Raw genomic sequence first — 12355 nt, 5'->3', positions numbered from 1 at the left:
ATGACCGCGGCCGAAATCATCCGGACGTTCGGGATGCAGCGCCACCCCGAAGGCGGGTGGTACGTGGAGACTTTCCGCGACACCAACGGCAGTGCGCGCGGCCACTCGACAGCAATTTATTACCTGCTCGAGGCTGGGAGCCGCTCCCACTGGCACCGCGTCCGCGACGCGGTCGAGATCTGGCATTTCCATTCCGGATCACCTCTGCGACTGAGCATCTCCGATGACGGAAAGACCGCGACACACGTGACGCTTGGAACTGATCTTGAAAGAGGCGAGCGCCCGCAAGCGATTGTCCCGGCAAATGCCTGGCAAGCAGCCGAACCGCTGGGCGACTACACTCTGGTCGGCTGCACCGTCGCTCCGGGCTTCGAGTTTGCCGCATTCGAAATGGCTCCGCCTGAATGGGAGCCGGGGCAGGACTAACTTCGTTTATTCCGCAGGCGTGGGCTCTGGCGAAGCGCGGGGCTTCAGCATGTCACGAGCAGCGAGCAGCGCACCGCCGGCGATGAGAAGGCAGGCCAGCAGAATGCGCCAGTCAGGCTCGGCGAAGCCACTGAGAACAAGGATCAACGTCGAGAGAAGCGGTGCCGCGTAGCTTGCTGCGCCAATGATCTGGATATCACCGTTTTTGACGCCATAGTCCCAGGCATAGAAGGCAGCGCCGACCGGCAACAGTCCGAGACCGACCACCGCAATCCACTCACCCGCATTTTCGGGCCAGACAGTCGTTTCCAGAAAAAGATGACAGACGAGAGACAGCAGGGAGGTGGCCATGCAGAAGCCGGTCACGACATCCGTCGAGACGCGGTCGAAGCGGCGGGTCAGCAGCGAGTAACCGGACCAGGTGAAGGCACACAGGAAAGCGGCGCCATAGCCGAGCGCATAGCGGTCGTCGAACGAAATGCCGTTGCGTGAAACGATCGCAACGGTGCCCGCCAGACCGGCAAGCGCACCCGCGACGTGATACCAGCGCAGCCTTTCGCCCGGCAGAAGCGCCGATCCGACCACGATGAACAGAGGCCAGAGATAGGCGATCAGCCCCGCCTCGACGGCCGGCGCATTGCGCAATGCGGTGAAGTAAAGAAAATGGTAGCCGAACAGGCCGGCAATGCCGACGATCCAGACCTTCGGCGACTGCCTGAGGAACTTCAGGCGTTCGGGCTTCACCGCGAAAAGCAGGAGGCCGGGAAGACTGCCGATTGCAAACGCCACCGCTGAGAGCTGGAAAGGCGGCATCTTGCCCGATGCTGCCGTCATCAACGCGAGCAGCGACCACATCAGGATCGCCGTAAAGCCGATCAGCGTACCGCGAACTTTCACAATGCTCCCTCTATGGGCCCCTGCCCCTTACAGCGCGCGCCAAGAGCGCTGTAGTCCTTTGAACCTGCGCTAGCCGCCGTACCGTGCAGCCTTCACATAGACCTGCCCCATCCTGGTGGGAATGCGGGCGTAGACCGGAGCATATACATTGACCGATCGGGCCTTGGCAAACCAGACCTCCATCGGCGTTTTCCTGAGGTACTCGATATCGCTTCGGCCCCGGCGGAAACCGGACTTGGGTTCATAGCGGATCTCGCAGACGATGGCCTCGCCTTCGAAACCATCCGTGGAGAACGCCTTCGTTCCCTTTGGTGTCAGCACCAGATCCAACCGGGATTCGCCGTCATAGATCGGCACCCGCCGAGGGCATACCCTGGCATCGCCATCGAAGACGAGACCGCTGAGCGGATCAAGAACCGCGCGCAGATCTCCTTCGGTCACAGGTACCCAACTCTCCGGTCGCTGCTTCGGCTCCGGCCTCATGACCGTCCGCGTGACGTTTCCGTTACGGTAGGTAACGTCATAGACACGTGTACGTTTGCCGGTCTTGTAGACGAGGCTGTAGCGGTCAGCCTGAAGCTTGTCGCCCCGCTTGCGGCCGCTGACGGTCGTTTCGGCAGAGATCTTGGTGATGATCTCCGCAATACCCCAGGACCGGAAGCTGCCGCTGATGCGATAGCCGTTACCACCGAACTCGCTGGAGAACGACGCCTTGGCGATAGGGAGCACGCCGAGGGAGATGTCGTACTCGCTCACATGCTGCAAACCGGCGGTGCCGGCCGGGCTGGCCAGAAGCGCGATTGACAGTGCAAAGGCAAGGCGGGACAGACGACGCCCAATCATGAAAAGCCTCAAAAAGGAGAGATGGCTTCATACCATCCCGGTAACCTGATATAAGGCCCGCACTGTGGCAAGAAAATAGCCGCTTGAACGCTGTTCGAACGGAATCACGGTGGAAGGCCAAGGTTTGGCTTGACGTCCGCGGCCCCACTGACTATAGAACCGCAACTTTCCAATCAGACCAGTTGGATCGGCGCGCCGAGCATTGCCCGGAAGTACCATTCAATTGCATAAGAACAAAGGTGTACCATGTCCCGTATGTGCGAATTGACCGGCAAGGGCGTCCAGTCGGGCAACAATGTCAGCCACGCCAACAACAAGACGCGTCGCCGGTTCCTGCCGAACCTGTGCCACGTCACGCTGATCTCCGACGCTCTCGGCCAGCGCTTCCGTCTTCGTGTAACGGCTCACGCGCTTCGCTCTGTCGAGCATCGCGGCGGCCTCGACGCCTTCCTTCTGAAGGCTGACGAGAAGGAACTGTCGATGCGCGCCCGCCTTCTGCGTCGCCAGATCGCCAAGAAGACTGCCGCAGCCGCTTAAAGCGCTCGCAGTTACATCACCGGTTCCTGGAAGGGCTTGACGGAAATCCGGCAAGCCCTTTCTGTTGAACCAATCCCCAACTGGTGGCATCACCCAGGATAAAAAAATGCTAGCGATACGCTCTACCCTTATCTATTCCACACCGATGGCGGCCATCGTGGTCGCATCCAACATTCTCGTGCAGTTCCATCTGACTGGAACGCTGTGGGGCATCGCGCTTGGCGATCTCCTCACCTGGGGTGCCTTCACCTATCCGGTTGCATTCCTGGTCACCGATCTCACCAACCGCCAGTTCGGCCCCGCGATCGCACGCCGCGTGGTTTACGTCGGCTTCGTGGTCGGCGTGGCATTGTCCTTCTGGCTTTCCGAGCCGCGCATCGCGATTGCCTCCGGGACAGCCTTTCTGATAGGCCAGTTACTCGACATCTCCGTATTCAACGAACTTCGCCGCAAGACCTGGTGGAAAGCCCCGCTGGCTGCATCGATGGTCGGAACGGTGATCGATACGGCGCTGTTTTTCTCGCTGGCCTTCGCCCCCTTCTTCGCCTTCATCGGTCCGAACGTGGATTTTGCGGTCGCACCTGCACCGATCCTGGGTGTCCTTGCCACAGAGGCACCGCGCTGGATCTCGTGGGCGCTTGGCGACCTCGTCGTGAAAGTGATGGCCGGCGTTGTCCTGCTGCTGCCCTATGGCGCGCTGATGAACGTGCTGAAGCCGATGCCGACGGTAAAATCTGCCTGATTTTCAATCCGGCCGGTGGTCACTCCGTCAGCCGGAATTCCAGCATCAGGTTACGCTGAAGAAAGGATCGGTTGTCGTCGGAAACGACGATGATCCGGGGGACGCCATCGGGGCCTCGAACCACATCAAGTCCTTCCATATTGTCGATCTCGGCACCCATGTCAGCCTCGATCAGCACCTCGCCATCGATCAAAGCGCCCGGGCGGATCACGCCAGCCTCGATGCGGCGGATGCGCATACCGACGCCGCCGGTGTAGCTGAAGCGGCGCTCCAGCAGCAGAAGATCGCCGCCTTCCAGGAACGCACCGTCGGTCACGGCCCAGGGCTCGTTGCGCACGACTTTGAAGATCCCCTTCAGCGGGCCGTCGAGCACGGCGGCAAACAGGTTGCCGTCCTCGTCGATGCTCCGCTCGGCGACCACCACGACGGCGCCTTTCAAGGCGCTGTCCGCCGGGGCGGTGGCAAGCGTCTCTATTCCACCATTTGCGCGCAGTTCGCGGCGGGGGATCACCATATCGACTGATCGTGGCTGTGCTGTCTCGAACCCCGGATCGGGATAGGCATCTATCCGATGGCGGCGTTCGAAGCCGACAAGCAGCTCTCCTTCACGTACCGCGAGCCCCTCTGCATCCACATCGAACTTCGACGGGTTCTGCTCCTGCGCACGCATCGCGACCACGGAAAGCTGCGACAAGTCTGAAATGCGGCCGTCCGCGTCGCGGACGATCGAACCCGTCATCCAGTCGCCGGTATCGAGCACCGCGACAAAGTCACGGCCGTTCGGCCGAAAACGGATCGCCGACACGCCGCCGACCCTGCTGTCGGAGGACGAATACTGGATGCCCCCGATGAACTCTAGGGAGCCATAACGGGTCTGCGGAGAGCCCGGCTTGAACTGCTGGATGGATCGGGAAACGACCGGTACGAATTCGCTTGCAGGGGCAACGGGAAAAGCCAAGAGAGCAAACGCACATCCCCAGGCAGGCAGCCGCGCGCGCTTCAGATTTCCGACCTTCAACCGGCCCGCCGCGCTCTTCCGCCGGCAGCGGCACCATTCTCTGCAAAGAGCGCCGCAAGCTGTTCGGTCATCGCACCGGCAAGCTCGTCCGCATCGACGATCGTCACGGCCTTGCGATAATAGCGAGTGACATCATGGCCGATACCGATCGCCAGGAGTTCGACGGGCGAGCGCGTTTCAATCTGCTCGATTACCGCCCGCAGATGCCGTTCGAGATAGTTGCCAGGGTTCACCGATAGCGTCGAATCGTCGACCGGCGCACCATCGGAGATCATCATCAGGATCTTGCGCTGTTCCGGCCGGGCGATCAGGCGGTTATGCGCCCACATCAGCGCCTCGCCATCGATGTTTTCCTTCAGAAGCCCTTCGCGCATCATCAGACCAAGATTGCGGCGCGAACGGCGCCAAGGCGCGTCCGCCGACTTGTAGACGATGTGGCGCAGGTCGTTGAGACGGCCCGGATTAGCCGGCTTCCCGCCGGCAAGCCACTGTTCGCGCGCCTGCCCGCCCTTCCAGGCCTTGGTCGTGAAGCCGAGGATCTCTACCTTGACGCCGCAACGCTCCAGCGTCCGAGCAAGGATGTCAGCGCAGGTCGCCGCGACGGTGATCGGCCGGCCGCGCATCGAACCGGAATTGTCGATCACCAGCGAAACCACCGTATCCCTGAACTGCGTGTCCCGCTCCTTCTTGAAGGAGAGCGGCTGCATGGGATCGATGATGAGGCGCACGAGACGCGCAGGATCGAGGTAGCCTTCTTCGAGGTCGAAATCCCAGGAGCGGTTCTGCTGAGCCATCAATCGACGTTGCAGGCGATTGGCGAGGCGCCCGACCGCACCCTGCAGGTGCGCAAGCTGCTTGTCGAGGAAAGCTCGCAGCCGTTCGAGTTCCGCCTCGTCGCAAAGCTCCTCGGCGAGAATCTCCTCGTCGAACTCCTGCGTAAAGATGTGGTAGTCGACCTTCTCGTTGAAGTCGTCGAAGGGGCTGTTGGGGCGGCGGGTTTCGCCGGGTGTCTCGGAATGGTCGTCAGCCTCGTCCGACATGTCGTCATCGGACATTTCGGCGCCGTCCATTTCCCCTTCGTCAAGCTCGTCGTCCGCAGCCTCGCTCTGCTCGGCGGGAGCGGCATCGGAGCCGGCCTCTTCCTCGATTTCCTCGTTTTCCGCCTCGTTGCTGCGCTGCTGGTCGTCGTCGTTCGGGTTTTCCATCTCCTCGGGTTCGGAATCGTCGTCCCCGAGATCCTCGGCCATCTGCATGGAAGAGAGCATGTGCCTCACGAGCTTCGCGAAGGCCTGCTGGTCCTCGATCGCACCCTTGAGATTATCAAGGTCGGTACCGGCCTTTCCTTCGATGAAGGGCCTCCACAGATCGAGCACCTTGCCGGCGCTCGCAGGAGCCTTGGTGCCGGCAAGCTTCTCGCGCACCAGCATGGCCATGGCTTCGGCAATAGGCGCATCTTCCTGCCGTTCGATGCCCGAAAAATTCGCTTTCGCGTACTTCTCCGCATTCATCGAATCCAGGTTCGACGCCATGCCGCTCATGCGCGACGCGCCGATCGATTCCACACGGGCCTGCTCGACCGCATCGAAGATGCTGCGGGCGTCGCTTCCCTGTGGTGCCAGAGTGGCGTGGACGTTCGTGTCGTGGCAGGCGATCCTCAAGGCCATGGAATCGCCGAGGCCGCGCGTGACGGCAATCTCGTTAGCCGTAGGGCGCTTGGAGATTTCGGGTAGCCGGATACGGTCGCCCGCAAGTCCGGGGCGTTCGTTGGCGAACGAGACTTCTACCTCGCCATTGCCCGCGATCGAGCGCACACAGCCCGTGATCGCCCGGCGCATCGGCTCGGTATCCACCAGCCCGCCTGACTTGCCCTTCAGATTGTCTCCCGGTCCTGCCATGCCGATTGTTGCCTCAAGCTCCCAATACGATATTGGCAGCGCTCTCCTTCAGCTCTACGCCGAAGGACCGCTGATACTGTTCGGCAACCAGCGTGCGCTCCAGCTCGTCGCACTTGTTGAGGAAGGTGATGCGGAACGCGAAGGCGATATCGCCGAAGATCTCCGCATTTTCCGCCCAGGTGATGACGGTACGCGGGCTCATGACGGTCGAAAGGTCGCCGTTCATGAAAGCCGAACGGGTGAGATCTGCGACGCGCACCATCTTGGAAACGGTCTCGCGGCCCTCGGCGGTCTTTCCGAAGCTCTTCACCTTCGCAGCGACGATATCGACTTCCTGGTCATGCGGCAGATAGTTCAGGGTCGTAACGATCGACCAGCGGTCCATCTGCGCCTGGTTGATCTGCTGCGTGCCGTGATAGAGGCCGGTGGTATCGCCCAGGCCCACAGTGTTGGCGGTTGCAAAGATCCGGAAGGCCGGGTGTGGGCGGATGACGCGGCTCTGGTCGAGCAATGTCAGGCGACCTGACGATTCCAGCACGCGCTGAATGACGAACATGACGTCCGGGCGGCCCGCATCGTATTCGTCGAAGACGAGCGCAACGTTGTGCTGGTATGCCCAGGGCAGGATGCCGTCCTTGAATTCGGTGACCTGCTTGCCGTCCTTCAGGACGATGGCATCCTTGCCGACAAGGTCGATACGGCTGACGTGGCTGTCGAGGTTGATGCGCACGCACGGCCAGTTGAGGCGCGCGGCAACCTGCTCGATATGTGTCGACTTGCCGGTCCCGTGAAAGCCGGAGACCATGACGCGTCGGTTGTGTGCGAAGCCTGCGAGGATGGCGAGCGTCGTATCGCGGTCGAAAAGGTAATCCGGATCGAGATCTGGCACATAAGGGTCGCCGTTGCTGTAAGCGGGCACCCGAATGTCGGTGTCGATGCCGAAAACTTCCCGGACTGAAATCGTGGTGTCGGGAAGGTTTGAAATATCAAGATCGATCTTGCTCATTATCTCTCCAAGGCGCGGGCCACCGCCCGGCAGCCATTTCCTCTGCCGTTCGCGTTATCGCTTAGCAGAAACCGGCTTGCTTCAACAACTGATATGCTTGAATCACAGCGCGAAAACGTTCTTCCGAACCGCGATCCCCACCATTGGCATCCGGGTGGTGCTTTTTCACCAACTCCTTGTAACGGCTCTTGATCTCGGCGGATGTGGCGGCGGCACCAAGGCCCATCGTATCGAATGCCTTGGCTTCAAGCGTCTTCAGCTTGCGCCCTGCGGTCTGGTACCGCGGTCCCTTTGCCCGGCCTCCTGCCACGAAACTGAAGGGATCCTTGATTCGGTGCTGCGAAGCAGCCGACCCCGAGCGAAGCGTGGAATGAAGCGGCGCATCCTTCACCGACTTGTTGACCCCGACAGTCCAGGTCGGGCGGTGACCCGTAACGGCTTCCTTCTGATAGCGCGCGATCTCGCCGTCGGACAGGCCGGAGAAGTAGTTGTAGCCCTTGTTGTATTCCTTCACGTGCTCGAAGCAGAAGAGGAAGAACTGACCTTCGGCGTTGCGCCCGACAGGCGCCCGATGGCCCCCCGGCTTTTCGCACCCGTCCCATTGGCACGAAGGTGCCTCGACAGCAGTTTCCTGCTGAGTCTTCCGGCGCGTCCGAATGCGATCGAAATATTTGGAGTCCAGTTTCATACGACGACATTATGGGGTGCAGATGAACGTGCTACAAGAATTGACAAACCGCTTTCTTGCTGGTTTTTGGGACGCCCTTTTTATGACCCGCGGAGACCCAGGTGACGACCGTCAAAACCCGAATCGAAACCATTCTCCAGGAGAGCTTCACGCCCGAGAAGCTGGAGGTGATCAACGAGAGCCATCAACACGCCGGGCATCAGCCTGGCTTCGACGGCGAAGGCGAGACCCATATGCGCGTGCGTGTCGTATCGGCTAAATTCATCGACATGAGCCGCCTGCAACGACACCGCGCCGTCAACGATGCTCTCAAGCCAGTCCTGGATGCAGGCCTCCATGCGCTGGCGATCGAGGCAGCAGCACCCGGGGAACCGACGCGCTGGTAGGCGTCACTCCGCCGGCGAATCGACCGAATCGGCCGGCCGGATCCGCAGCTTCGTGATTCGGTTCTTCTCCCGCCTCATGACGATGAAGCGCTTGCCGAAGAAGGTAAATGCCTGGCGTTCCTGAGGGATGAGCTTCGATTCGTGGATGACGAGGCCCGCAATCGTCGTCGCTTCTTCGTCCGGCAGGCTCCAATCAAGCGCGCGGTTGAGGTCCCGAATCGGCACCGATCCATCGACGATGATGGAGCCGTCTGCCTCCTGCCGAACGCCCTGGATCTCGAGATCGTGCTCATCGGCGATATCACCGACGATCTCTTCGAGAATGTCTTCAAGGGTCACCAGACCCTGCACTTCCCCATATTCGTCGACAACGATCGCAAAATGCACCTTGCGCCGAAGGAAGGCATTGAGCTGATCCTTGAGGCTCGTGCTGTCAGGAACGAACCAAGGCTTCTGTGCGATCTTGACGATATCGAGGTTTTCAGGCTCGACATTCGGCTCCGCAAGCGCCCGCAGCAGATCCTTGGCATGGACGACGCCGATGATGTTTTCCGTCGAATTCCGCCACACCGGCATGCGCGTGAACGGGCTTTCCAACACGGCGCGGACAGCCACTTCCGGCGGATCGTCCGCGTTGACCGCTCGCATGACCATCCGATGCTTCATGACGTCGGAGACCTCGAGCTCCTCGAGGTCGAACAATCCACTCAGACGGTCCCGGTCCGCCTTGTCGTAGCTTCCGGTCTGATGCAGGAGGTCCAGCGCGGCATGCAGATCGTCGTGGCTCGAAAGAGCGAGCGTAGGCGACGAAAGAGTTGCACCCGTGCAGCGCAGGATGCCGCGTATCACCGCGTTTGCTGCGCGCGAAATCAGGCCCGGAGTTGCTGTCATTTCGTTCGCATGTCCTCTAGGAACGATAGGACCTCAGAGGAAGGGACGTCGTCCGCGACGAAAGACTGGCCTATGCCCCGCGTCAGGATGAAGGTGAGCTTCCCGCTCTTGACCTTCTTGTCCTGTGCAATGGCGTCCATGAGGACCTCGGTCGGCGGCAACTCGCCTTTGATGTCGCTGATCCCGGTCGGCAAGCCGACGTCCGAAAGGTGGGAGACAACGCGTTTCGCGTCATCGGGACTTGCGAGGTTGAGACGCGCGGAAAACTTGTGCGCCAGCACCATACCGATCGAAACGCCTTCGCCGTGCACGAGCCGGCTACTGTCATAGCCGGTTGCCGCCTCCAGCGCATGACCGAACGTATGCCCGAGATTGAGAAGCGCACGACGCCCCGTTTCCCGTTCATCCTCGACAACGACATCGGCCTTGGCCTGGCAGCTGACCGCAATAGCTTCCATCCGTTCCGGGCCGCCCTCGAAAACCTGCTTCCAGTGCTTTTCGAGCCAATCGAAGAAGTCGGGCTTGTCGATCAACCCGTATTTCACGACTTCGGCGTAGCCGGCACGGAATTCGCGAGGCGACAAGGTATCGAGAACGCCCGTGTCGGCAAGCACCAGATCCGGCTGATGGAAGACGCCGAGGAGGTTCTTGCCATGGCGCGTGTTGATGCCGGTCTTTCCCCCCACGGAGGAATCGACCTGCGCCAGGAGCGACGTCGGGATCTGCACGAAGCGCACGCCGCGCCGGACGATACCCGCCGCAAAGCCGGCCAGATCGCCTATGACGCCGCCGCCCAGAGCGATCACGGCATCGTTGCGCTCGATACGAGCCGATAGCACCATGTCCGTCACGGCAGCAAGGGATTCAAGGCTCTTCGTCTTTTCCCCCGCCGGCAGCGTCAGGGAAACGGCTTCAATTCCATCGGTCTGCAGGCTGTCCATCAGGGACGCGAGGTAGCGTGGTCCGACATGCTCGTCGGTGATGATCGCCGCACGACGGCCCTTCAGCCGCGCGCTGAATTCGCCACCGGCACGCGTAATCAGCCCGGGGCCGATGAGGATGTCGTAGGCCCGTTCTCCAAGCGGAACATGAACCAACCGCTCGCTGACTTTGAGAGAAGGAGCATTCATTGCACGTCGCCTTTCTGCGTCAGGCCGACAATTGCCGACAGGACGTTATTCACCATGACTTCCTTGCGAACATTGCCGGAATGCACCGTCAGGTCCGCCTCGGCATATACGGGATAACGCTGGTTCATCAGGTTCTCCAGCGTTGCCTTCGGGTTCTCCGTCTTTAGCAGCGGACGGTGGTCGCGCTTGTTGACCCGTTCCCAAAGAACATCGAGATCCGCGTTCAGCCAGACGGAAATACCACCTTCCTTGATAAGGCGGCGGGTATTCTCGTTGATGAAGGCACCGCCGCCTGTGGAGATGACGCGAGGACCGCCTTTCAGCAACCGCCCGATGACGCGTGTTTCAAGCGCACGGAACTCGTTCTCGCCATAGGCCGCAAAGAGTTCGGCAATCGTCATGCAGGAGACCCGTTCGATCTCCACGTCTGTGTCGATAAACGGGACCGAGAGCGCTTGAGCGACCATGCGACCGATCACGGACTTTCCCGCGCCCATCAGGCCCACGAAGATAAGGTTGCGGTTGTCGAGCGTGGCGCGAGCCTGATCAGCCACGGAAGGCGCGGCCACGGGTATGAGAAGGTCGGTCATCGTCCAAGATCCATTTGGAAAATGGTATCGACAAATGGACCCGCAGCGTCAAGTCGTTGCCGTGGCGAAAAGTCCCGCCTGTGCGCCTCCCGGCTTGTCGAAACCGCATTTCACATATAGTTGGCGAGCCGGGCAGCGGATTTCGCAAAAGGACAGTTCGACCCATGCCAACGCTCTTTCGTTTCCTGTTTGTCCTCGCAGCCATCGCCGGACTCATCTACGGAAGTATGTGGGGCTTGGTCATGCTGGTGGAACCGCGCGAACGGGATGTCACGGTACGGGTGCCATCCGAGCGCCTGAACCCGCCACCACAGCAGTGAGGCCCCGATGGCCGACCTGACACAAGCCCACATCGAAGCCTTTCTGGAAATGATGAGCGCCGAGCGCGGCGCGGCCGGGAACACGCTGGTGTCGTATCAGCGCGATCTCGATGATCTCCACGCTTTTCTCGGCTCCAGGAAAATCTCGGCCCTGAATGCTACCAGCACCGACCTGAGCGCCTACCTCTCGACCTTGGGAAAGAAGGGATTTGCAGCCAGCTCGCAAGCGCGCAGGTTGTCCGCCATGCGACAGTTCTACAAATTCCTGTATGCGGAGGGCCTGCGGGGCGACGACCCGACAGCTATCCTGGACAGCCCGAAGAAAGGAAGGTCACTGCCGAAGATCATGAGCGAGGACGACGTGACGCGTCTTCTCGATCGCGCAGCCTTGGAGGCAGCTGATCCCGATGCCGGCCAGCATTCCCGCCTGAGGATGCTCGCCTTGCTCGAACTGCTTTACGCGACCGGCATGCGTGTCAGCGAACTGGTATCCCTGCCGGTCAAGGTTCTGGATCAGGAGGGACGCTTCCTGATCATTCGCGGGAAAGGCAACAAGGAGCGCCTCGTTCCCTTGTCGCGATCGGCCATCGAGGCATTGGCGCTGTACGGCGAGGCCCGCGGCAAGGCCCTGGCGGATGGCGACGACAGCCCCTGGCTTTTTCCTTCCACCGGCAAGGATGGCTATCTGCCGCGGCAGGTCTTCGCACGCGACCTCAAGGTGCTTGCTGCACGCGCAGGACTTAGAGCCGCCGTAATTTCGCCGCACGTCATGCGACATGCATTTGCGAGCCATCTACTTCAGAACGGAGCGGACCTTCGCGTGGTCCAGGAACTGCTCGGTCATTCCGACATTTCCACTACTCAAATTTACACCCACGTCCTCGAAGAGAGGCTGAGGCAACTGGTGCAAACACACCACCCTCTTGCAAAACTGGCCAAAAACCGGGATTAGAGGGCCGCCGCCAGAGCCAAACGATCGGAAAACG

At 60.8% G+C, this 12355-nt stretch carries 14 protein-coding genes and 1 pseudogene; 6 read left to right on the top strand and 9 right to left on the bottom strand.

Annotated features, from left to right (window positions below):
* Nucleotides 1-426, top strand: a complete 426-nt coding sequence (locus LH464_RS18480; protein ID WP_226787879.1) for a cupin domain-containing protein — start codon at nucleotides 1-3, stop codon at nucleotides 424-426.
* Between the two features lie 6 nt (nucleotides 427-432).
* Here LH464_RS18480 and yddG read toward each other — a convergent pair whose 3' ends face one another.
* Entirely contained in the window at nucleotides 433-1323 is an 891-nt protein-coding gene (gene yddG, locus LH464_RS18475) for an aromatic amino acid exporter YddG (protein WP_226787878.1), read from the bottom strand.
* Nucleotides 1324-1392: 69 nt separating this feature from the next.
* On the bottom strand, nucleotides 1393-2166 hold the full coding sequence (locus tag LH464_RS18470) for a DUF3108 domain-containing protein (RefSeq protein WP_226787877.1): 774 nt from the start codon (nucleotides 2164-2166) through the stop codon (nucleotides 1393-1395).
* 246 nt (nucleotides 2167-2412) lie between these two features.
* Here LH464_RS18470 and rpmB point away from each other — a divergent pair, with 246 nt between their 5' ends.
* Entirely contained in the window at nucleotides 2413-2703 is a 291-nt protein-coding gene (gene rpmB, locus LH464_RS18465; protein WP_226787876.1) for a 50S ribosomal protein L28, read from the top strand.
* Nucleotides 2704-2809: 106 nt separating this feature from the next.
* Nucleotides 2810-3445 carry a queuosine precursor transporter gene (locus tag LH464_RS18460; protein WP_226787875.1) on the top strand — a complete coding sequence of 212 codons (636 nt, stop codon included), beginning with the start codon at nucleotides 2810-2812 and terminating at the stop codon, nucleotides 3443-3445.
* A 19-nt stretch (nucleotides 3446-3464) separates the two neighbouring features.
* Here the strand turns inward: LH464_RS18460 and LH464_RS18455 are convergent, their stop codons facing one another.
* The 4 genes from LH464_RS18455 to LH464_RS18440 all read right to left on the bottom strand — a co-directional run bounded on the left by LH464_RS18455 (nucleotide 3465) and on the right by LH464_RS18440 (nucleotide 8052).
* Nucleotides 3465-4433 (bottom strand): esterase-like activity of phytase family protein, encoded by a 969-nt coding sequence (locus LH464_RS18455; protein WP_390625011.1) that lies wholly within the window; start codon nucleotides 4431-4433, stop codon nucleotides 3465-3467.
* Between the two features lie 26 nt (nucleotides 4434-4459).
* Entirely contained in the window at nucleotides 4460-6358 is a 1899-nt protein-coding gene (gene cobT, locus LH464_RS18450) for a cobaltochelatase subunit CobT (protein ID WP_226787873.1), read from the bottom strand.
* 13 nt (nucleotides 6359-6371) lie between these two features.
* A complete protein-coding gene (gene cobS, locus LH464_RS18445) occupies nucleotides 6372-7364 on the bottom strand; it encodes a cobaltochelatase subunit CobS (RefSeq protein WP_226787872.1) in 993 nt (330 codons plus the stop codon).
* 61 nt (nucleotides 7365-7425) lie between these two features.
* Entirely contained in the window at nucleotides 7426-8052 is a 627-nt protein-coding gene (locus tag LH464_RS18440; RefSeq protein WP_226787871.1) for a J domain-containing protein, read from the bottom strand.
* Nucleotides 8053-8153: 101 nt separating this feature from the next.
* Here LH464_RS18440 and LH464_RS18435 point away from each other — a divergent pair, with 101 nt between their 5' ends.
* Nucleotides 8154-8438 carry a BolA family protein gene (locus LH464_RS18435; RefSeq protein WP_226787870.1) on the top strand — a complete coding sequence of 95 codons (285 nt, stop codon included), beginning with the start codon at nucleotides 8154-8156 and terminating at the stop codon, nucleotides 8436-8438.
* Nucleotides 8439-8441: 3 nt separating this feature from the next.
* Here the strand turns inward: LH464_RS18435 and LH464_RS18430 are convergent.
* The 3 genes and pseudogenes from LH464_RS18430 to LH464_RS18420 all read right to left on the bottom strand — a co-directional run.
* Nucleotides 8442-9293 (bottom strand): annotated as a pseudogene (locus tag LH464_RS18430) (HlyC/CorC family transporter); the annotation flags it as partial.
* A gap of 32 nt (nucleotides 9294-9325) precedes the next feature.
* On the bottom strand, nucleotides 9326-10459 hold the full coding sequence (gene aroB / locus LH464_RS18425; RefSeq protein WP_226787869.1) for a 3-dehydroquinate synthase: 1134 nt from the start codon (nucleotides 10457-10459) through the stop codon (nucleotides 9326-9328).
* Nucleotides 10456-11049, bottom strand: coding sequence for a shikimate kinase (locus LH464_RS18420; protein WP_226787868.1), 594 nt, complete (start codon nucleotides 11047-11049; stop codon nucleotides 10456-10458). Before LH464_RS18420 ends, aroB begins: the two co-directional genes overlap by 4 nt.
* A gap of 164 nt (nucleotides 11050-11213) precedes the next feature.
* Between LH464_RS18420 and LH464_RS18415 the strand changes: the two genes are divergently transcribed.
* A complete protein-coding gene (locus LH464_RS18415) occupies nucleotides 11214-11369 on the top strand; it encodes a hypothetical protein (RefSeq protein ID WP_226787867.1) in 156 nt (51 codons plus the stop codon).
* A gap of 7 nt (nucleotides 11370-11376) precedes the next feature.
* Nucleotides 11377-12321, top strand: a complete 945-nt coding sequence (xerD, locus tag LH464_RS18410) for a site-specific tyrosine recombinase XerD (RefSeq protein WP_226787866.1) — start codon at nucleotides 11377-11379, stop codon at nucleotides 12319-12321.
* Nucleotides 12322-12355: the final 34 nt, after the last annotated feature.

Source organism: Pseudorhizobium xiangyangii, from assembly GCF_020531965.1.
Lineage (GTDB): Bacteria > Pseudomonadota > Alphaproteobacteria > Rhizobiales > Rhizobiaceae > Neorhizobium > Neorhizobium xiangyangii.
The sequence above is the reverse complement of the archived record's forward strand: the minus strand, read 5'-3'. Positions and strand labels throughout refer to the sequence as shown.

Coding starts and splice junctions, on each gene's coding strand:
- xerD (WP_226787866.1), top strand. CDS start 11,377: ATGGCCGACCTGACACAAGCCCACATCGAAGCCTTTCTGGAAATGATG.
- aroB (WP_226787869.1), bottom strand. CDS start 10,459: ATGAATGCTCCTTCTCTCAAAGTCAGCGAGCGGTTGGTTCATGTTCCG.
- LH464_RS18460 (WP_226787875.1), top strand. CDS start 2,810: ATGCTAGCGATACGCTCTACCCTTATCTATTCCACACCGATGGCGGCC.
- LH464_RS18415 (WP_226787867.1), top strand. CDS start 11,214: ATGCCAACGCTCTTTCGTTTCCTGTTTGTCCTCGCAGCCATCGCCGGA.
- rpmB (WP_226787876.1), top strand. CDS start 2,413: ATGTCCCGTATGTGCGAATTGACCGGCAAGGGCGTCCAGTCGGGCAAC.
- LH464_RS18480 (WP_226787879.1), top strand. CDS start 1: ATGACCGCGGCCGAAATCATCCGGACGTTCGGGATGCAGCGCCACCCC.
- cobS (WP_226787872.1), bottom strand. CDS start 7,364: ATGAGCAAGATCGATCTTGATATTTCAAACCTTCCCGACACCACGATT.
- LH464_RS18470 (WP_226787877.1), bottom strand. CDS start 2,166: ATGATTGGGCGTCGTCTGTCCCGCCTTGCCTTTGCACTGTCAATCGCG.
- cobT (WP_226787873.1), bottom strand. CDS start 6,358: ATGGCAGGACCGGGAGACAATCTGAAGGGCAAGTCAGGCGGGCTGGTG.
- LH464_RS18420 (WP_226787868.1), bottom strand. CDS start 11,049: ATGACCGACCTTCTCATACCCGTGGCCGCGCCTTCCGTGGCTGATCAG.
- LH464_RS18440 (WP_226787871.1), bottom strand. CDS start 8,052: ATGAAACTGGACTCCAAATATTTCGATCGCATTCGGACGCGCCGGAAG.